Below are 18872 nucleotides of genomic sequence, written 5' to 3'. Positions count from 1 at the left end.
GCCGGCGGTTACCAGAGCGGCAGCACGTAGCTGAGGATCAGCCGGTTCTCGTCCAGGTCGTTGCCGAAGTGGCTGGAACGCACGGTGGCGTTGCGCCATTTGACGCCGAAGTTCTTCAGCGGACCGCTCTGCACCACGTAGCCGATGTCCGTGTTGCGCTCCCACTCCTTGCCCTCCGGCTTGCCGGCGCCCAGCTCGATGTCGTCGCCGGACAGGTAGCGCGTCATGAAGGTCAGGCCGGGCACGCCCAGGGCGGCGAAGTCGTAGTCGTAGCGTAGCTGCCAGGACTTTTCGTCGCGGTTGGCGAAGTCGCCGATCTGCACGAAGTTGACCAGGAAGGCGTCGGTGCCGCCGATGTAGGCGAAACCGGTGTCGCCGTTCATGACCTGGTAGCCGGCGCCGAAGGCGTGGCCGCCGAGGCTGTAGGTGAGCATGGCGCCGAAGGCGCGGTTGTCGACGTTGCTATGGCCGTCGTCCTTGGAGCGGGCGAAGCGCAGGTCGGTCTTCAGCGATTGGCCGTCGGCGATGGGCAGCACGTGCAGCAGGTTGACGATGTGCTGGTCGTACAGGCCGTCGAGCTTGGCGTAGTTGTAGCCGGTGGTCAGCTGCGGCGTCCATTTGTAGCTCAGGCCGGCGAAGTCGAAGCGGTCGCTGTCGGCGCTGGCGACGATGCCGCGGGCGTTGCCGGTGGTGAGCGTCATGTCCTCGCTGTCGGAGGAATCGCGCTGGCTGACCTGGCGCAGGCGGCCGGCGTCGAAGGTCAGGCCGGCGAACTCGGTGGAGTTCAGGTGCGCGCCCTGGAAGGTCTGCGGCAGCAGGCGCGAGTCGTTGGCCAGCACGCTGGGCAGCTTGGGCAGCAGGGTGCCGACCTTGAGCACGCTGTGGGAGGCGCGCAGTTTGGCGGTCAGGCCCAGTTCGCTGTAGTCGTCCTGGGCGCCGTGGACCTTCTCGCGGTCGCGCGGCAGCAGGCCGGAGCCGGCGCGGTCGGGGCTGGAGTCGAGCTTCACGCCCAGCAGGCCGATGGCGTCGACGCCCACGCCGATGGTGCCCTCGGTGAAGCCGGATTCGTAGCGCAGCAGGAAGCCCTGCGCCCATTCCTCCTGTTTCGACTGGGGCGCGGCGTCCTGGCGGAAGTCACGGTTGAAGTAGAAGTTGCGCAGTTCGAGGCTGGCCTTGCTGTCGGCGAGGAAATCGGCCTGGACGGGGAGCGCGATGCCGAGGGTGGAGCCCAGGGTGGCGAGGGCGACGGCATGGTTGAGCGGGGTTCTGCTCATGTTTGCTAGTACTCCTGGCGCGGCGCGGCGGCGAACCGGGGCGGGCCGTGGGCCCCGTGGGTAACGTTCGTGCGCGGACGGCGTTGGTTGTTGTTATGTCGGCGTGCGGCGGATGGCCGCCCGGGCCGGATAGCGAGAACCGTGCCAGATATTTAACTAGCTGATTTTAAAGTGATTTATTTGGATTTGCGGAAAGCGTGCGCCGGGCTTTGTCTCCATTCGTGGACAAAGGCGATTGCCATGTGCCTGAAGGCACCTGGAATTCGGTTTGTCTCTAAACGTAGAAAAGTCTCTGTTTCAGGACGAAAGGCCGAGGGCGGCCATCTTCTTGTACAGCGTCGAGCGGCCCAGCCCCAGGCGCCGCGCGGCCGCCTCGACGTTGCCGGCCTGTTCGGCCAGCACGTTGCCGATCAGCTCGCGCTCGAAGGCCTCGCGCGCGGCGTAGAAGTCCTGGCCCTCGGCCAGGCTGGCGCGGTTGCCGTCCGCCTGCGCCGGCGGCGCCTGCAACGGGCCGAGGGCGGCGCGCAGGGCCTGGGCGTCCAGCTGCGCCCGGTCGTTGAGCAGCACCGTGCGCTCCAGCAGGTTGCGCAGCTCGCGCACGTTGCCCGGCCAGGCGTGGCGGCGCAGCAGGGCGAGGGCGTCGGCGTCCAGCTCGTAGAGGGCGTGGTTGTCCTCGCGCAGGTCGTCGAGGATCGCCTCGCACAGCGCCGGCAGGTCCTCCAGGCGCGCGCGCAGCGGCGGGATCCCGATGGGCACCACGTTGATGCGGTAGTACAGGTCGGCGCGGAAGCGGCCCTCGCGCACGGCCTTGTCCAGGTCGATGGAGGTGGCCGCGATCAGCCGCACGTCGCTGCGCAGCACTTCGTTGGAGCCCACCGGCTCGAATTCCTTCTCCTGCAGCACGCGCAGCAGCTTGCTCTGCAGCGGCAGGGGCATGTCGCCGATCTCGTCGAGGAACAGGGTGCCGCCCTGGGCGATCTGCAGCTTGCCCGGGCGGCCCTTGCGGTCGGCGCCGGTGAAGGCGCCCGGCGCGGTGCCGAAGAACTCCGCCTCCAGCAGGGTTTCCGGAATGGCCGCGGCGTTGATGCTGACGAAGGCCTTGCCGGCCCGCGCCGAGGCGCTGTGGATGGCGTGGGCGAGCAGTTCCTTGCCGGTGCCGGTCTCGCCCAGCAGCAGCACCGGCGCCTCGCTGGTGGCGGCGCGGCGGGCGCGGCGCTTGACCTCCAGGCTGGCGCTGCCGTTGCCGATGAAGTGCGCCAGGCTGTACTTGGCCTGGCGCGCCTGCAGCAGCGAGCGGGTGGAGGCCAGCTCCTGGCGCATGCGCTGGTAGCGGCTGAGCAGCGGCGACAGCGAGCGCAGCTCGTCGAACAGGGCGAAGCCGATGGCGCCGATGACCTGCCCGGCGTCGTCGCGGATCGGCATGCGCATCACCACCAGCGGGTCGCGCGGCATGTCGAGGATGTCCAGCAGCATCGGCCGGCCGCTGCGCACCACCTCGCGCATGAGGCTGCCGGGGATCACGCTCTCCACCGGCCGGCCGACGGCCTGCTCGGCCTCGTCCAGGCCGAAGCGCTGGGCGTAGCGCTGGTTGATCCAGACGATGTTGGCGTCGCGGTCGACGATCACGGTGCCCTCGCTGAACTGCTCGAAGATTTCGAACAGCGAGCGGATCGCCAACTGGCGGACGCTCTGGTAGTCCGTGAGGGGGGAGTTGTCGTGCATGGGCGGCCTGGTGCTTGGGGGGGCTTTGAGCGGGCACTGTACCGGGATGTGGGGGGTGGGTCAGTAGGGAAGGGCGGAGTATGGGTTGGGCGCTGGTGTGGCGGGGGAGCCCGCAACCCTCTCCCCAGCCCTCTCCCTGAAGGGAGAGGGGGCTAGTCCGTGCCGAGAGAAGGCCAGGTTTCAGCCGGCAGTCTCTGTGCTAGCCGGCTAACGCCGAAATACCAACGCACGCCGAACGGTCCCCTCTCCCTTCAGGGAGAGGGTTAGGGAGAGGGCGCTCTCAACCCCAGCCCCAGCACAATCGGGAAACCCCGTTCGCGAGCAAGCTCGCTCCTACACCAAGCCAGTCCGTGCCTGCACTCTTCAGTGATTGCCGACTGACTCATGAGCATCCAAGCACACCGAACAGTCCCCTCTCCCTTCAGGGAGAGGGCGCTCTCAACCCCGAACACCCAAGCCCCCGGGAAACACCATCACTCCGCCGCCTGCATCCCCTGCGTCTGCTTCGCCTGCTTGTAACGCAGCGCCACCGCCGGCACCGGCGAGGCCTTGCCGGTTTCCACCCAGCGGCGGATGCGCGCGGCGTCGGCCACGTGGGTGCGCTTGCCGAAGGCGTCGAGCAGGGCCAGGGCCACCGGGCGGCCGTTCATCACCGTGACCATCACCAGGCAGTGCCCGGCCTGGTTGGTGAAGCCGGTCTTGGTCAGGCGGATGTCCCACTTGCCGGCGCGCACCAGCGGGTTGGTGTTGAAGAAGCTCAGCGCGTAGTTCGGGTGGCTGAAGCGCGCGTCCTTGGTCGCGGTGGTGCTCAACTCGCGGATCAGCGGGTACTGGTAGGCGGCCTTGACCAGGCGGATCAGGTCATGGGCGGTGGAAGTGTTGTCGATCGACAGGCCGGTGGGCTCCACGTAGTGGGTGTGCAGCATGCCCAGGGACTTCGCCTTGGCGTTCATCGCCTTGACGAAGGCCACGCTGCCGCCCGGGTAGTGGTGGGCCAGGCTGGCGGCGGCGCGGTTTTCCGAGGACATCAGCGCCAGCAGCAGCATCTGCCGGCGGTCGATGCGGCTGCCCAGGTGCACGCGGGAGAACACGCCCTTCATCTCGGCGGTCTCGGAGATGTCCACGTCGATCTGCTCGTCCAGCGGCAGCTTGGCGTCGAGCACCACCATGGCGGTCATCAGCTTGGTCACTGAGGCGATCGGGCGGACCACCTCGGGGTTGCTGGAATACACGACCTTGTCGGAGTTCAGGTCCACCACCAGGGCGCTGCCGGAGGCCAGGACCAGCTGGCCGGGGGTGACTTCCGCCTTGCTGGCGGCGAGGGAGGGCAGGGCGAAGGCAAGGGTACAGGTGAAGAAAAGGCCCAGGATCGAACGACGAGTGTTCATGGATGTGATTCGCACAAGTGGAAGGGTCTACATCCATGTAGGCAATTTCCCAGAATTCTAATCCATGACCGGGGCCCGTGCATCAGCCCGGCAGTGGCCTGGAGGAAAGAATTTCAAGGGCTTGCAGGCACAAGTGCGTGTATCACTTTGAAAGCGCAACGGCGGGAATGAGAAAGTGTCTCGCCAAGTGTTGCGAAATGCGAATCCCGGGCCTGGGTGTCGGCTGTCGGATTATTCCAAGTGTCTGATTCTCAAGGTGTTGTACTTCTGTGGCATGAAGCTTGACTGGCTAAGCTGTAGAGAACGAGGCGGATCGCGGGGTTGCGTTTACCTTTACGTTAACGTAAAGATGCTCCGCGAGCCGCCGACCGGCCGGTCATGCCCATGCCTGTGGGCCCGGTCGTGAGCCCAGTCCCAGAACAAGCACAACAAGGGAACGCCATGAATCACCCGAGCTATACCCGTGGCCGCCAGGACAAGCCGCTGCTGGCCATGACCATAGGCGCTGCCTTCGACGACACCGCCAGCCGTTTCGCCGACCGCGAGGCGCTGGTGGTGCGGCATCAGAACCTGCGCTACACCTGGGCCCAGCTGGCCGGGGCGGTGGACGCCACGGCCCGCGCCTTCCTCGCCCTGGGCCTGCGCCAGGGCGACCGCCTGGGCATCTGGGCGCCGAACTGCGCGCAGTGGTGCATCACCCAGTTCGCCAGCGCCAAGATCGGCGCCGTGCTGGTCAACATCAACCCGGCCTACCGCGCCAACGAGCTGGAGTACGCGCTGAAGCAGTCCGGCTGCCGCTGGCTGGTGTGCGCCGACGCCTTCAAGACCTCCGACTACCACGGCATGCTCGCCGAACTGCTGCCGGAGCTGCGCGACTGCCGCCCGGGCGAGCTGAACAGCGCGCGCCTGCCGGAACTGAGCGGGGTGGTCAGCCTGGCCGCCCAGGCCCCGGCCGGGTTCCTCCGCTGGGACCAGCTGGAGGGCATAGGCGCCTCGGTATCCGCCGAGGAACTGGCGCAGCGCCAGGCGCTGCTGCAGTTCGACGAGCCGATCAACATCCAGTACACCTCCGGCACCACCGGCTTCCCCAAGGGCGCCACCCTCAGCCACTACAACATCCTCAACAACGGCTACATGGTCGGCGAGAGCATCGGCCTCACCGAGCACGACCGCCTGGTGATCCCGGTGCCGCTGTACCACTGCTTCGGCATGGTGATGGGCAACCTCGGCTGCATGACCCACGGCGCCACCATGATCTACCCGGCGCCCAGTTTCGAGCCGGAGGCGACCCTGGCCGCCGTGGCCGAGGAACGCGCCACCGCGCTGTACGGCGTGCCCACCATGTTCATCGCCGAGCTGGACCACCCGCGCCGCGCCGAATTCGACCTGTCCAGCCTGCGCACCGGGATCATGGCTGGCGCCACCTGCCCGATCGAGGTGATGCGGCGGGTCATCAGCGAGATGCACATGGCGCAGGTGCAGATCGCCTACGGCATGACCGAGACCAGCCCGGTGTCGCTGCAGACCGGCCCGGACGACGAGCTGGAAATCCGCGTGACCACCGTCGGCCGCACCCAGCCGCAGCTGGAAAGCAAGATCATCGACGGCGACGGCCGCATCGTCCCGCGCGGCACCATCGGCGAGCTGTGCACCCGCGGCTACAGCGTGATGCTCGGCTACTGGAACAACCCCCAGGCCACGGCCGAGGCCATCAGCCCGGCGCGCTGGATGCTCACCGGCGACCTGGCGCTGATGGACGAGGCGGGCAACGTGCGCATCGTCGGGCGCAGCAAGGACATGATCATCCGCGGCGGCGAGAACATCTATCCGCGCGAGATCGAGGAATTCCTCTACACCCACCACGCCGTGGCCGACGCCCAGGTGATCGGCATCCCCGACGACAAGTACGGCGAGGAGCTGGTGGCCTGGGTCAAGTTCCACCCCGGCCACGGCGTCGACGAGGAGGAACTGCGGGCCTTCTGCAAGGCGCGCATCGCCCACTTCAAGGTGCCGCGCTACTTCCGCTTCTGCGACGAGTTCCCGATGACGGTGACCGGCAAGATCCAGAAGTTCCGCATGCGCGAGATCAGCATCGAGGAACTGCGTGGCTGACGGACGCGAGGCGCCATGCCGGTAGAGAAGGGCACCATCTCCATCCGCCTGGTCAACGAGGCCCTGGCCGAGCCCGTTCGCCAGGGCCTCGACGCGTCCGCGCTGCTGGCCGCGGCGGGCATCGCCGGCGAACTCGTCGGCAAGCCCTACGCGCGGGTGCCGATCCAGGCCTATTCGCGGCTCTGGCTGCGTTTGGCGAAGGCGCTGGACGACGAATTCTTCGCCATGAACCGGCGGCGAATGAAGTCCGGCAGCTTCAACTTCATGGCCCGCACGGCGATCCACGAAGCGACCCTGGAGGCTGCGCTGGAGCGTGCCCTGGCCTTCCTAGGCCTAGTCTTCGACGGCCTGCAGCCACGCCTGGTGAGCCAGGACGGGGTGGCCGCCATCCAGCTCGACGAGGGCGCGGCGCCGGCGCAGCGGGCCTTCTGCTACTTCACCCTGTACCTGATGGTCCACGGCCTGGCCTGCTGGCTGGTGGGCCGGCGCATCCCCATCCTCGCCATCGACCTGCGCAGCCCGCAGCCGGACTACATCGAGGACTACCGGGTGATGTTCAGCGACAACCTGCGCTTCGCCCGCCGGCAGACGCGCCTGCTGTTCAACGCCGAGGCCCTGGCCCTGCCGGTGCGCCGCGACGAACGCGAGCTGCGGCGCTTCCTGGTCGGCGCCCCGGCCAACATCCTGGTGCGCTACCGCGACCCGCAGAGCCTGGCGGCGCGCATCAAGGCCTACCTGCGCAGCCAGCGCTGCGAGCGCTGGCCGGACCTGGAGGCACTGGGCAGCCACTTCTACATGGCGTCCTCGACGCTGCGCCGCAAGCTCGCCGCCGAGGGCCAGTCGTACCAGGCGCTGAAGGACCAGCTGCGCCGCGACCTGGCCATCGCCCGCCTGGACGCCGGCGAAGGCAACTTCGCCGAACTGGCCGAGGAACTCGGCTTCGCCGACACCAGCGCCTTCTACAAGGCCTTCCGCAAGTGGACCGGCTCCACCCCCGGCCAGTACCGCGCGCTGATGCAGCAGGAAAACGACTGGCCCGACGCCTCCAGAAATCCCCCGCCAGGCCGATAGCCTGGGGCACTCCCACGTTCCAAGGACCTCCGCCCATGTTCCTGACGCGCCTTTCGATCCAGTGGAAGATCACCCTGCTGGCCGGCCTCTGCCTGCTGTGCACCGTGGCCTTGCTGGTGGGCAGCTCGCTGCTGCGCATGAACCACAACCTGCAACTGGTGAAGACGGCCAACGCACAGATGCTCGAGGACGCGGCCCAGGCGCGCATGCAGGCGCGGGCCGAGCAGCAGGCGGAGACCATCCAGCGCTTCTTCACCGACGTCTACCACTTCGGCGACCAGTTCAGCCGCCAGGTCGCCCAGCTGCGCGCCCAGAGCGCCCGGCACGGCGTCGATGCGCAGGTGCTGCGCGAGGACCTGGTGAAGCTGGTGCACGACGGCCTGAAGTCCAACCCGACGCTGCTCAGCCTCTACGTGGTGTTCGAGCCCGAGGCCCTCGACGGCCAGGACGCCCGCTTCGCCGGCCAGGAGGCCCTGGGCAGCAACGAGAAGGGCCGCTTCGGCGCCTACTGGGCGCAGAAGGCCAGCGGCGACAGCAGCCTGGCGGTGACCGAGGCGATGATCGCCGACGCCACCGCGATGCTCGACGGCACCCCGTTCAACACCTGGTACCAGTGCCCGAAGCAGAACCTGCGGCCCTGCGTGCTCAACCCGTACTTCGACGATGCCTCCGGCCAGCGCGTGCTGATGACCACCGTGGTGTTCCCGCTGATGGAGAACGGCAAGCTGCTGGCCGTGGTCGGCGCCGACATCAGCCTGAGCCGTCTGCAGCAACTGGCCCTGGACGGCGACCGCGCGCTCTACGACGGCCAGGGCGCCATCCGCATCCTCAGCCCGGCCGGGCTGCTGGCCGGCGACAGCCAGGACGCCAACCAGCTCGGCCAGCCGCTGGCCAAGTCCGTGGCCAACGCCGCCGAACTGCTCGCCGTGCAGGCCGCCGGCGCGCCCAGGGCGCTGATGGGCGAGGACAAGCTGCAGGTGGTCGAGCCGCTGCAGGCCATCCCCGATTCGAAGAACTGGGGCGTGCTGCTGGAAGTGCCGCGCCCGGTGCTGCTGGAGCCGTCGCTGAAGCTGCAGGGTGAGCTGGATGCGCGCAACCTCAGCGGCGCGCTCTGGGAAACCGCCTTCGGCGTCGGCCTGGCGCTGGTGGTGCTGGTCCTGCTATGGCTGACTGCCCGCGGCGTGACGCGCCCGATCCTCGGCGTGGCCGGCATGCTGCGCGACATCGCCAGCGGCGAGGGCGACCTGACCCAACGCCTGAAATACCAGGGCCAGGACGAACTCGGCGAGCTGGCCGGCTGGTTCAACCGCTTCCTCGACAAGCTGCAGCCGATCATCCGCGACGTGAAAGCCTCGGTGCAGGACGCCCGCGCCACCGCTGACCAGTCCGCCGCGCTGTCGACCCAGACCAGCGCCGGCATGCAGCAGCAGTTCCGCGAGATCGAGCAGGTGGCCACCGCCTCCCAGGAAATGAGCGCCACCGCCCACGACGTGGCCAACAGCGCAGCCCAAGCCGCCGACGCCGCCCGCGGGGCCGACGGTGCCACCCGCGACGGCCTGGCGGTGATCGACCAGACCACCCGCGCCATCGACGAACTGGCCCGCGACATGAGCCAGGCCATGACCCAGGTCGAGGGCCTGGCGGCCAGCAGCGAGCAGATCGGCTCGGTGCTGGAAGTGATCCGCGCCATCGCCGAGCAGACCAACCTGCTGGCCCTCAACGCCGCCATCGAAGCGGCCCGCGCCGGCGAGGCCGGGCGCGGCTTCGCGGTGGTGGCCGACGAAGTGCGCAACCTGGCCAAGCGCACCCAGGACTCGGTGGAAGAAATCCGCCAGGTGATCGAAGGCCTGCAGAACGGCACCCGCGAAGTGGTCACCGCCATGCACAGCAGCCACCAGCAGGCCCAGGGCAGCGTCAGCCAGGTGGAGCAGGCGGTGGCGGCGTTGCAGCGCATCGGCGAGGCGGTGGGGGTGATCAACGACATGAACCTGCAGATCGCCAGCGCCGCCGAGGAACAGAGCGCGGTGGCCGAGGAGATCAACCGCAACGTGGCGGGTATCCGCGACGTGACCGAATCGCTGTCGGGCCAGGCCCAGGAGTCGGCGCAGATCAGCCAGTCGCTGAACGACCTGGCGAATCACCAGCAGGGGTTGATGGGGCAGTTTCGGGTGTGACCGGCAGGTGGGGGGCTCCCCATACCTGTAGGAGCGAGCTTGCTCGCGAACAGGATTCCCCGGCGGCTGCGGCGTTGGATGCAAGAGCGCCCTCTCCCCAACCCTCGGCTGCGCGCCCCGCCCTGAAGGGAGAGGGGGCTGTCCTGAGCGGCGTCAGACTCAGGCGCAGTCCTACACCCCGTCATTCCCGCGAACGCGGGACGCGGCTCCATCGCGAACAGCGCTTGCGCTGGCCCGAAGGGGAATAACCCAGTGACGTAGGGCGCATAACCGTTCGCGGTTATCCGCCGCTGGCCGGAACACTGGCGTTGCCGGGGGGCAATCGCGGACGAAGTCCGCTCCTACGTCCGTGTTTCCTGGAACCGTAGGAGCGGACTCTGTCCGCGATCAGCCCTTGCTCACACTGGCCGCGGTCTGGCCGAAGAGGATCTTCTTGCCTTCCTCGGTCACCGACGGCCGCGACGAATACGCCTGGCCTTTCTCATAGGCGCGCACGGTCGCCGGCCGTGCCGCTATGCCTTCGAACCAGCGCTTGAGGTGGGGGAAATCGTCCAGGTCCTGCTGCTGGCGCTGCCACGGCACCACCCAGGGGTAGCTGGCCATGTCGGCGATGCTGTAGTGCTCGCCGGCGAGATAGGGCACTTTCGCCAGGCGCTTGTCCATCACGCCGTACAGGCGGTTGGTCTCGTTGACGTAGCGCTGCATGGCGTAGGGCAGCTTTTCCGGCGCGTATTGCACGAAGTGGTGGTTCTGCCCGGCCATCGGGCCCAGGCCGCCGACCTGCCAGAACAGCCATTCCAGCACCGTCTTGCGCCCGCGCACGTCGGCCGGCATGAACTGCCCGGTCTTCTCCGCGAGGTAGACGAGGATGGCGCCGGACTCGAACACGCTGATCGGCTCGCCGCCGTCCGCCGGGGCGCTGTCGATGATGGCGGGCATGCGGTTGTTCGGCGAGAAGGCGAGGAACTCCGGCTTGAACTGGTCGCCGGCGCTGATATCGACGGGGTGGATGCGGTAGTCGAGCCCCGCCTCTTCGAGGAACAGGGTGATCTTGTGGCCGTTGGGGGTGGGCCAGTAGTACAGCTCGATCATGGGACCTCCTGAAATGGCGACGCCCCGGCACCGTGCCGGGGCGTGCAACGCCCGCGCCCAGGAGAGCGGCGCGGGCTAAAAGCCAAGACTATAGCTTTACTTGCGGTCGATCCAGACGGTCTGCGGGTTGAGGAACTCGCGCAGGCCGAAGTGCGACAGCTCGCGGCCGAAACCGCTCTTCTTCACGCCGCCGATCGGCACGCGCGGATCGGAGGCGGAGAAGCCGTTGATGAACACGCCGCCGCTGACCAGGCGCCGCGCCATGTGCTGGGCCTTGGCCTTGTCGGCGCTCCAGATGGCGCCGGACAGGCCGAACTCGCTGTCGTTGGCCAGTTCCAGGGCGTGCTCGGCGTCGCGCGCGACGATGACCGATGCCACCGGGCCGAAGATTTCCTTGGCGAAGGCGGTGTTGCCCGGCTTCACGTCGGCCAGCACGGTCGGCGCGTAGTAGTTGCCTTCGCCTTCCAGCTTGTGGCCGCCCAGCAGCAGGCTGGCGCCGTCGGCGATGGCCTGTTGCACCTGGCCGTGCAGCTCGTCGCGCAGGTCGAAGCGGGCCATGGGGCCGACGAAGGTGTCGTCCGCCAGCGGATCGCCGATCTTCAGCGCCTTGACCGCGGCCAGCAGCTTCTCGGTGAAGGCCGGGGCGATGGATTCTTCGACGATCATGCGCTTGGCGGCGATGCACACCTGGCCGCAGTTGCCGAAGCGGCTGGCCACGGCAGCTTTCACGGCGGCGTCCAGGTCGGCGTCGGCCAGCACGATGAAGGCGTCGGAACCGCCCAGTTCCAGCACGCACTTCTTCAGCGCGGCGCCGGCCTGGGAGGCGATGGCCGCGCCCGCGCCCACGCTGCCGGTCACGGCGATGGAGGCGATGCGCTCATCGGCGATGGCCTTGGAGACCAGCGGCGGCTCCACGTTCAACACGTCGAACACGCCCTCGGGCAGGCCGGCCTGCAGCCAGGCATCGCGCAACTGGTAGGCGCAGCCCATGACGTTCGGCGCGTGCTTGAGCACGTAGGTGTTGCCGCCGAGGATGATGCTCACCGCGCCGCGCATGACCTGCCAGGTGGGGAAGTTCCACGGCATCACGGCCAGCACCGGGCCCAGCGGCAGGTAGGAGATGTACGCGCCTTCGATGCTGGTCTTCTCGTCTTCCAGCATGGCCGGGCCGTGCTCGGCGTACCAGTCGCAGAGGTTGGCGCACTTGTTGATCTCGCCGCGCGCCTGGGTGACCGGCATGCCCATTTCCCGGGCTTCCATGCGGGCCATGGGCTCGACGCTGGCGCGCAGCACCTCGGCCATCCTGCGCAGCACGGCGACGCGCTCGGCCACCGGGGTTTCGCGCCACTGGCGGAAGGCGGCGTCGGTGCGGGCCAGGGTGCTTTCCAGCTGGGCGGCGTCTTCGAAGGGGTAGCGGGCCAGTTCCTGGCCGGTGGCGGGGCTGCGCGAGATGGCAGCGGGGATGGCGGCGATCTGGTTCATGGAAGGTCCTTGCACGGCAGGTGGGGCTGGCCGCCGTCGGTCGGCGGCGTCGGTTGTCCGGCCGGCGCCACTGGCGCCGGCATGGGGAAGAAAGTAAGGTGGCGCTTCATTCATGACAAATGAATAATTCAGAAAGGATCATTCTCCCGGAGAGAAACGTGGACCTGACCCAACTGGAGTTCTTCCGCGCCGTCGCCCAGGACGGCAGCATCACCGCCGCCGCGGGCCGCCTGCACCGCGTGCCGTCGAACCTGACCACGCGCATCAAGCAGCTGGAAAGCGAGCTGGGCGCCGAGCTGTTCATCCGCGAGAAGTCGCGCCTGCGCCTGTCGCCCACCGGGCGCAGCTTCCTCGACTACGCCGAGCGCATCCTCGACCTGGTGGAAGAGGCGCGCCAGGTGGCCAGCGGCGCCGAGCCCCACGGCAGCTTCTCCCTGGGCTCGATGGAAAGCACTGCGGCGGTGCGCATCCCCGAACTGCTGGCGCGCTACCACCAGCGCTTCCCCAAGGTGCAGCTGGACCTCTCCACCGGCCCGTCGGGCGAGATGATCGACGGCGTGCTCTCCGGCCGTTTCATCGCCGCCTTCGCCGATGGCCCGGCCAACCATCCGCAACTGGACGGCCGCCCGGTGTTCCAGGAGGAGCTGGTATTGATGAGCGCCCAGGGCCACCCGCCGGTGCGCGACGCCCGCGACGTGGCGGGGGAAACGGTGTTCGCCTTCCGCGACACCTGCTCCTACCGCAAGCGCCTGGAAGGCTGGTTCGCCGAGCAGCGCGTGGTGCCGGGCAAGATCATGGAGATGGAGTCCTACCACGGCATGCTGGCCTGCATCGCCGCCGGCGGCGGGGTGGCGATCATCCCCAAGGCGATGTTCGACAGCCTGGCCGGCGGGCGCAACGTGACCATCCACCACCTGGCCCCCAGCCACGCCGAAGCCACCACCTGGCTGTTCTGGCGCCGCGGCACCGACACCCCGGCATTGCGCGCCTTCATCGGCCTGCTGGAGCCGGAGCAGCGGGAGGCGGCGTAGGGCGTACAACCGTTCGCGGTTGTACGCCGATACACCAAGGCCTGTCCCGGGCGACGTGGCTGGGTCCGGAGCGCTCTCCGGCGGGGCTTCGTTGCGGGGTCTGGTGTGAGCTTGGGGTGAGGTCAAACGGCGTATAACCGCGAACGGTTATACGCCCTACGGTGCTGTTTATTGGGTTATTCCCCTTCGGGCCAGCGCAAGCGCTGTTCGCGATGGAGCCGCGTCCCGCGTTCGCGGGAATGACGGGGTGTGAGGACTGCGCCCGAGTCTGACGCCGCTCCGGACAGCCCCCTCTCCCGCTTGCGGGAGAGGGCTGGGGAGAGGGCGCTCTTGCATCCAACACCGCAGCCGCCGGGAAATCCTGTTCGCGAGCAAGCTCGCTCCTACAGGTATGGCGACCCCTACTAAATGAAAACGACCCCTCCCGGGGCCGTTTCCATCATCAATGCGCCGCAGCCTTCACCGTCCTTGGCGGCGCGTGCTCTGCATGCTCGTTCTCCTCGTCGATCACCGGCACCTCGTTGCCGTCCTTGTCGTGCAGCTTGCCGTTGAGGAAGTAGTCGCCCTCGTTCAGCGCGGCGATGTCGCGGTAGCGCAGGGTGCGCTCCTCGGCGGCGACGAACACCGACTGCTGGTCCGAGTTGCCGGTCTTGAAGTGGTTGAACAGCAGGTTCAGGGCAATGGCCATGATGGCCGAGGAGCTGATGCCGGAGTGGAAGATGGTTTCCACCCAGCCCGGGAAGTTGTGGTAGAAGTTCGGCGCCGCGATCGGCAGCATGCCGAAGCCCAGGGCGGTGGCGACTATCACCAGGTTCATGTTGTTGTGGTAGTCCACCTTCGACAGGGTGCGGATGCCGCTGGCCGCCACGGTGCCGAACAGCACCAGGCCGGCGCCGCCGAGCACCGCCGGGGGCACCGCGGCCACCACCCGGCCGACCACCGGCAGCAGGCCGAGGGTCACCAGGATCAGCCCGCCGGTGGCCACCACGTAGCGGCTCTTCACGCCGGTCACGGCCACCAGGCCGACGTTCTGGGCGAAGGCGCTCTGGGTGAAGGAACCGAAGATCGGCGCCAGGATGCTCGACAGCATGTCGGCGCGCAGGCCGTTGCCCAGGCGCTTGGAGTCCACCTTGGTGCCGATGATCTCGCCCACGGCGAGGATGTCCGCCGAGGTTTCCACCAGGGTCACCAGGATCACGATGCACATGGAGATGATCGCCGCCAGGTGGAAGGTCGGCATGCCGAAGTGGAAGATTTCCGGCATGGCCAGCATCGGGCCTTCGGTGACCTTGGAGAAGTCGGTCATGCCCAGGGCGTAGGCGATGCCGGTGCCGATCACCATGGCCAGCAGGATCGACAGGCGCGAGATGGCGGCGCTGCCCAGCTTGCTCAGCAATAGCACGATGACCAGGGTCACCGCGGCCAGGCCGATGTTCGCCGTGCTGCCGAATTCCGCCGCCTTGGGGTTGCCGCCCATGGCCCAGCGCGCGGCCACCGGCATCAGCGTCAGGCCGATGGTGGTGATGACCACGCCGGTGACCAGCGGCGGGAAGAACTTGGTGATGCGCGAGAACACCGGGGTGATCAGCAGGCCGATGGCCGAGGCCGCCATCACCGCCCCCAGCACCGCGGGGATGCCGCCGCCTTGGTAGCCGGTGGTGAGGATGGCGAGCATGGTCGCCACCCCGGCGAAGGACACGCCCTGCACCAGCGGCAGCTGGCTGCCGAAGAAGGGCAGGCCGAGGGTCTGCAGCAGGGTGGCCAGGCCGCCGGCGAACAGCGACGCGGCGATCAGGGTGCCGATCTCGGCGGGCGACAGGCCGGCGGCCTGGCCGAGGATCAGCGGCACGGCGACGATGCCGCCATACATGGTCAGAACGTGTTGCAGGCCGTACGCCAGGTTGGCGCCGACACCGAGGTTCTCGTCTTCCGGGCGGGTGCTGGAAGACGCTACAGCTGAACGGTCATTCATGGCTGGAGGACTCGCTTGTTTTTGTTGTGCCGAGCACTGTAAACACGGTTGTTCCTGTTTGGCTACTGCCTTGTATACAAAATATTGTTCGACACTCTGAACTATCTGATTCGAAAGAGAAAATAATCTTCCGCGAAATGCGCAGGCGACCGCCTGCACGCCGTCCGGAACGAAGCAAGAACCTGGCCATGTCGTCAGGAATTTTGGATGCAGGGGTGCCGTAGGTCGGCACGGCCCGCGTGGCGCGAGGGCCCGACCATCGCGGCGGCCATGGAGCGAGGTGGCCAGAGGGAAGAAGTGCACGGAAGTCGGGCGCCGCGGCCTCAATATGGTGCCGCCTACGCCCGGCTTCACGGAATGCGGGCGCGCAAATGAAAAACGCCGCGACGGGGAACCGTTCGCGGCGTTTTCGCAGGGGCGGGGAGGAGCTTCAGATCATGAAGCGCAGGATGTCCGCCCGGTTCATCTCGGTGCGGCCTTCCTCGTACCAGCGCGGGATGACGTCCTTCAGGCCTTCCTTGGTGTCGTCCAGGTTGAACGGCGCCGGGTAGCGCTTCTTGCGGTAGGAATAGATGTAGTAGGTGCCGTCGCGGTAGAGGATGCGGTCGAAGGTGTAGAAGCCGATGTGCGAGCCGTTGCAGCGCGCGGTCAGCACCACGTCGCCTTCCTCGTAGGGCAGGGCGCCCTCGGCGCATTCGTAGGTGAAGAACTCGCGCACGTCGTCCCAGTCCACGCCGCTGCTGGCGCGCAGGAAGCCCTCGGCGGTGGTCTCGGAGTCCTCGGAGTGGTCGCTGTACCAGATGAACAGCGGGATGCTCTGGTTGGACTCCTCGCCCAGCCAGCTCTCGCCGTCCAGGTACTGCGCGGTGCGCGCCAGGCCCGCCTGCATGCGGCGGTGGTTCCAGCGGTAGTCTTCCAGGGCCTCGTCGAAGGCCTCGTTGTCGGCGCTGGGCAGCACGCCCTCGGTGGCCTTGAGTTGTCCGACGCGGGCCAGGTGCTGCTGGTAGAGCGCGGCGTCCTGGATCACCACGGCGTTATCGCGGGTCAGGCTGACGCCGATCTCGGTGAAGTTGGCGCTGCCGAGGATGACCACGTCCGGCTCGATCAGGTAGAGCTTCCAGTGGATGCTCTGCTGGTAGCGGAAGTCGACGGACAGCGCCAGGTCGTCGCCGCTCTCGCCGATGCAGTACTCGATGAAGTCCGGCGAGGTGAAGGAGTTGATGGTCCCGACCACTATGTCCAGACGGTTGCCGTTGGCGCGCAGGCTTTCCACCAGGGGTTCGGTGCCGGCGGCGAAGGCGGTGACGACCGTGATCTTCTTGTCGCGCTGTTGGCCGAGGTAGCCCGCGAGGTCGTTCTGATTATCGAGGATCTGCATAGGTTCTCCAGCAGCATGGGTTCCGCAAAATGTAGGCATTGTCGCACGCCGTTGGGGAGGTTTCACGCTTGGTGCGTAAAGGCTTGCGGTAGAGCAGGGGGCTTGGTTTTTTTGTAGGAGCGAGCTTGCTCGCGAAGCGTGCTCGCCGGCGGCTATGGTGTTTCCGGTTGACTCCGAACCCTCTCCCCAGCCCTCTCCCTGAAGGGAGAGGGGGCCAGACCGTGCCGAGAGAAGGAATGGCTTCAACCTGAAACCACCGGCGTGCCCGGCTAACTCAGGAGCATTCGCACACACCGAACGGTCCCCTCTCCCTTCAGGGAGAGGGTTAGGGAGAGGGCGCTCTCAACCTCAGCCCCGCAACTCCCGGTGAACTCCATTCGCGAGCAAGCTCGCTCCTACGAAAAGCCAACCCCAAAAAAAAGCCCGCCGTAAGGCGGGCCGAAGCGGAACCAAAGGAGTCTTTCAATCGCCCATGCCATCCTCGATGGCGATGCCCTGCTTGCGCATCCGGGCGATCAGCTGGGCGCGGGTTCCCGGCAGGTTGAGCATGGTTTCGTGGCGAATCCCTGCTACTTCCTCCGCGCTGTACGGCTGGTAGCTGGCCGGCATGCTGTTGCCGGCCATGCCGTCCTTGCGCAGCAGCCAGTTGAGCATGTCCGCCAGCTGCGCATCGTTGAGCGCCGACATCGACATGCCCGGCACCCGCACCAGGAACTGGCGGCCGCCCTCCACCTTGAGGAAGTTGCCGACGAAGCCGAGCATCCTCGGCACGTCGTTGGCCTTGGAGCCGGCGCCGTTGGACAGGTGGCAGCCCGCGCACTGCAGCTGGTAGTTGGTGGCGTTGCTGTAGCCGGCCTCGGCGATCGGCGTCTGCGGCGCCTCGTTGCCCGGCGCGTGTTTCTGGTGCGGGTCGGGGATGCTGCGGGCCTGGGCCGCCGAGGCGGCCAGCAGGCACAGCAGCGCGAGGGTCGGCAGCGAGCGCTTCATCTGCCCTACACCGCGACGCCGCGGATGACCGAGACGGTGCAGTGGTAGATGTGCGACTTGGCCGCCAGGCACCAGTTCACGTCGTTGTTGTTGAACGGACGGTAGGCCGGCTCCTCGCTGTCGTTGCGGGTGCAGGCGCACTGGTTGCAGCTGTGCTTACCGCAGCAGTCGTTATAGGAAATGATGTAGTTCTTGCCGTCGGCCGGGTTGTGGCAGGTGCCGACCCAGGCCACTTGCGACACCTCGGTGCCCGGCGGGCAGCTGGACACGCTGCCGCCGCAGCAGGAGCAGAGGAAGCCGTCGATGGAGCAGTAGCGCCAGTAGTCGCAGCTGTTGGGGTCGCCCGGGTCGCCGGCCATCGGCTTGTCGGCGGCCAGGGCCTTGCCGGTGCGATCGATGGGCAGCAGCACCGGCAGGGCGGCGCCGGCCACCAGCAACGAACCCATGCGCGAGAGCAGCTTGCGCCGCGAAGTGGTGTCGGCGATGCGACGGGAGGAGCGCTCGAAGAGCTGGTCGAGGAATTTCATCGGTTATCCCTTTTTATTGTTCAGTGGGCGCTGTGCGAGTGCGCGTGGCCAGGCTCGTGGCTGTGAACCTGAGGCTGCTGGGCCTGCAGGTACTGCTGCAGGGTGGCGCTGCCCAGGTGCTCGGCCTCGAACAGGCTGTCCAGGTGCTCGCGGGAGTTGACCAGGCCCTTGGCGCGCAGGACGCCGTTCTGGTCGATCAGCGCCGCGTAGGGCAGCTTGCCGATCTGGTAGGTCATGCCCACTTCCGGGCCGACCACGTAGGTGGCGCCTTCGAGCTTGTGCTCGGCGATCAGCGCCTGCTGCGCGGCCGGCTCGCCGTCGCTGACGAAGACCACGTCCAGGCGCTGCGCCTGTTCCTTGGCGATGGACTTGATCGCCGGCAGCAGCGACTTGCAGATCGGGCAGGTGGGCGAGAGGAAGAACAGCAGCTGGGCCTTCTCGCCGGCGTAGCCGAAGTTCACCGGGCGGCCGTGGCGGTCGGCGGCGGTGACCTGCGGGGCCGGTTCATTCACGGCGACGCCCTTGTCGACCATCAGCGCGCCGGCCGGGGCGATGCGCCCGTGCAGCACGCCGATCTGGCGCACCAGGCCCATGACGACGAATGCCAGTGCCAGCAGCAGGCACCAGAGCAGGATGTTGGAAACGATCATGGCTTCCATGGT

At 67.6% G+C, this 18872-nt stretch carries 13 protein-coding genes and 2 pseudogenes; 5 read left to right on the top strand and 10 right to left on the bottom strand.

Annotated elements, in window-relative coordinates; all coding sequences use genetic code 11:
• Window positions 1-8 precede the first annotated feature (8 nt).
• The 3 genes and pseudogenes from M8R19_RS01085 to pbpG form a co-directional block, all read right to left on the bottom strand.
• Complete coding sequence (locus M8R19_RS01085; RefSeq protein ID WP_058072184.1) at window positions 9-1274, bottom strand: OprD family porin; 1266 nt, start codon at window positions 1272-1274, stop codon at window positions 9-11.
• 266 nt (window positions 1275-1540) lie between these two features.
• Window positions 1541-2996: pseudogene (locus M8R19_RS01080) on the bottom strand (sigma-54 interaction domain-containing protein); the annotation flags it as partial.
• A 473-nt stretch (window positions 2997-3469) separates the two neighbouring features.
• Window positions 3470-4384, bottom strand: a complete 915-nt coding sequence (gene pbpG / locus M8R19_RS01075) for a D-alanyl-D-alanine endopeptidase (RefSeq protein WP_249916760.1) — start codon at window positions 4382-4384, stop codon at window positions 3470-3472.
• Between the two features lie 441 nt (window positions 4385-4825).
• On the opposite strand from pbpG, the gene M8R19_RS01070 reads away from it, so the two are divergent.
• The 4 genes and pseudogenes from M8R19_RS01070 to M8R19_RS33350 all read left to right on the top strand — a co-directional run bounded on the left by M8R19_RS01070 (window position 4826) and on the right by M8R19_RS33350 (window position 9741).
• Window positions 4826-6496: an AMP-binding protein gene (locus tag M8R19_RS01070; RefSeq protein WP_249916759.1), complete on the top strand. Its 1671-nt coding sequence runs from the start codon at window positions 4826-4828 to the stop codon at window positions 6494-6496.
• Between the two features lie 15 nt (window positions 6497-6511).
• Complete coding sequence (locus tag M8R19_RS01065; protein ID WP_116423420.1) at window positions 6512-7567, top strand: AraC family transcriptional regulator; 1056 nt, start codon at window positions 6512-6514, stop codon at window positions 7565-7567.
• Window positions 7568-7602: 35 nt separating this feature from the next.
• Window positions 7603-8883, top strand: a pseudogene (locus M8R19_RS33355) (methyl-accepting chemotaxis protein); the annotation flags it as partial.
• A 102-nt stretch (window positions 8884-8985) separates the two neighbouring features.
• The gene (locus M8R19_RS33350; protein ID WP_370311555.1) at window positions 8986-9741 is read left to right on the top strand and encodes a methyl-accepting chemotaxis protein; all 756 of its coding nucleotides are present in this window, start codon (window positions 8986-8988) and stop codon (window positions 9739-9741) included.
• Window positions 9742-10128: 387 nt separating this feature from the next.
• Here the strand turns inward: M8R19_RS33350 and M8R19_RS01055 are convergent, their stop codons facing one another.
• On the bottom strand, window positions 10129-10833 hold the full coding sequence (locus M8R19_RS01055; protein WP_074979305.1) for a glutathione binding-like protein: 705 nt from the start codon (window positions 10831-10833) through the stop codon (window positions 10129-10131).
• A 96-nt stretch (window positions 10834-10929) separates the two neighbouring features.
• Entirely contained in the window at window positions 10930-12315 is a 1386-nt protein-coding gene (locus M8R19_RS01050) for an NAD-dependent succinate-semialdehyde dehydrogenase (protein WP_116423423.1), read from the bottom strand.
• Window positions 12316-12473: 158 nt separating this feature from the next.
• On the opposite strand from M8R19_RS01050, the gene ptrR reads away from it, so the two are divergent.
• Window positions 12474-13346: a putrescine utilization regulator PtrR gene (ptrR, locus tag M8R19_RS01045; protein WP_009622223.1), complete on the top strand. Its 873-nt coding sequence runs from the start codon at window positions 12474-12476 to the stop codon at window positions 13344-13346.
• Window positions 13347-13788: 442 nt separating this feature from the next.
• Here ptrR and M8R19_RS01040 read toward each other — a convergent pair whose 3' ends face one another.
• The 5 genes from M8R19_RS01040 to mauD all read right to left on the bottom strand — a co-directional run bounded on the left by M8R19_RS01040 (window position 13789) and on the right by mauD (window position 18869).
• Window positions 13789-15318, bottom strand: a complete 1530-nt coding sequence (locus M8R19_RS01040) for a nucleobase:cation symporter-2 family protein (RefSeq protein ID WP_249916757.1) — start codon at window positions 15316-15318, stop codon at window positions 13789-13791.
• A gap of 430 nt (window positions 15319-15748) precedes the next feature.
• Window positions 15749-16696 carry a phospholipase D family protein gene (locus M8R19_RS01035; protein ID WP_249916756.1) on the bottom strand — a complete coding sequence of 316 codons (948 nt, stop codon included), beginning with the start codon at window positions 16694-16696 and terminating at the stop codon, window positions 15749-15751.
• Between the two features lie 462 nt (window positions 16697-17158).
• Window positions 17159-17683, bottom strand: coding sequence for a cytochrome c family protein (locus M8R19_RS01030; protein WP_249916755.1), 525 nt, complete (start codon window positions 17681-17683; stop codon window positions 17159-17161).
• A 5-nt stretch (window positions 17684-17688) separates the two neighbouring features.
• Window positions 17689-18210: a methylamine dehydrogenase light chain gene (locus M8R19_RS01025; RefSeq protein ID WP_009622218.1), complete on the bottom strand. Its 522-nt coding sequence runs from the start codon at window positions 18208-18210 to the stop codon at window positions 17689-17691.
• 20 nt (window positions 18211-18230) lie between these two features.
• Window positions 18231-18869, bottom strand: a complete 639-nt coding sequence (mauD, locus tag M8R19_RS01020; RefSeq protein ID WP_074979292.1) for a methylamine dehydrogenase accessory protein MauD — start codon at window positions 18867-18869, stop codon at window positions 18231-18233.
• Window positions 18870-18872 lie beyond the last annotated feature (3 nt).

The organism is Pseudomonas sp. R3.Fl, assembly GCF_023516765.1.
Classification (GTDB): Bacteria; Pseudomonadota; Gammaproteobacteria; order Pseudomonadales; family Pseudomonadaceae; genus Pseudomonas; species Pseudomonas citronellolis.
The sequence above is the reverse complement of the archived record's forward strand: the minus strand, read 5'-3'. Positions and strand labels throughout refer to the sequence as shown.

Bases quoted from the DNA above. Each gene is read 5' to 3' on its own strand.
- M8R19_RS01085 (WP_058072184.1), bottom strand. From the start codon at position 1,274: ATGAGCAGAACCCCGCTCAACCATGCCGTCGCCCTCGCCACCCTGGGC.
- pbpG (WP_249916760.1), bottom strand. From the start codon at position 4,384: ATGAACACTCGTCGTTCGATCCTGGGCCTTTTCTTCACCTGTACCCTT.
- M8R19_RS01070 (WP_249916759.1), top strand. From the start codon at position 4,826: ATGAATCACCCGAGCTATACCCGTGGCCGCCAGGACAAGCCGCTGCTG.
- M8R19_RS01065 (WP_116423420.1), top strand. From the start codon at position 6,512: ATGCCGGTAGAGAAGGGCACCATCTCCATCCGCCTGGTCAACGAGGCC.
- M8R19_RS33350 (WP_370311555.1), top strand. From the start codon at position 8,986: ATGCAGCAGCAGTTCCGCGAGATCGAGCAGGTGGCCACCGCCTCCCAG.
- M8R19_RS01055 (WP_074979305.1), bottom strand. From the start codon at position 10,833: ATGATCGAGCTGTACTACTGGCCCACCCCCAACGGCCACAAGATCACC.
- M8R19_RS01050 (WP_116423423.1), bottom strand. From the start codon at position 12,315: ATGAACCAGATCGCCGCCATCCCCGCTGCCATCTCGCGCAGCCCCGCC.
- M8R19_RS01040 (WP_249916757.1), bottom strand. From the start codon at position 15,318: ATGAATGACCGTTCAGCTGTAGCGTCTTCCAGCACCCGCCCGGAAGAC.
- M8R19_RS01035 (WP_249916756.1), bottom strand. From the start codon at position 16,696: ATGCAGATCCTCGATAATCAGAACGACCTCGCGGGCTACCTCGGCCAA.
- M8R19_RS01030 (WP_249916755.1), bottom strand. From the start codon at position 17,683: ATGAAGCGCTCGCTGCCGACCCTCGCGCTGCTGTGCCTGCTGGCCGCC.
- M8R19_RS01025 (WP_009622218.1), bottom strand. From the start codon at position 18,210: ATGAAATTCCTCGACCAGCTCTTCGAGCGCTCCTCCCGTCGCATCGCC.
- mauD (WP_074979292.1), bottom strand. From the start codon at position 18,869: ATGGAAGCCATGATCGTTTCCAACATCCTGCTCTGGTGCCTGCTGCTG.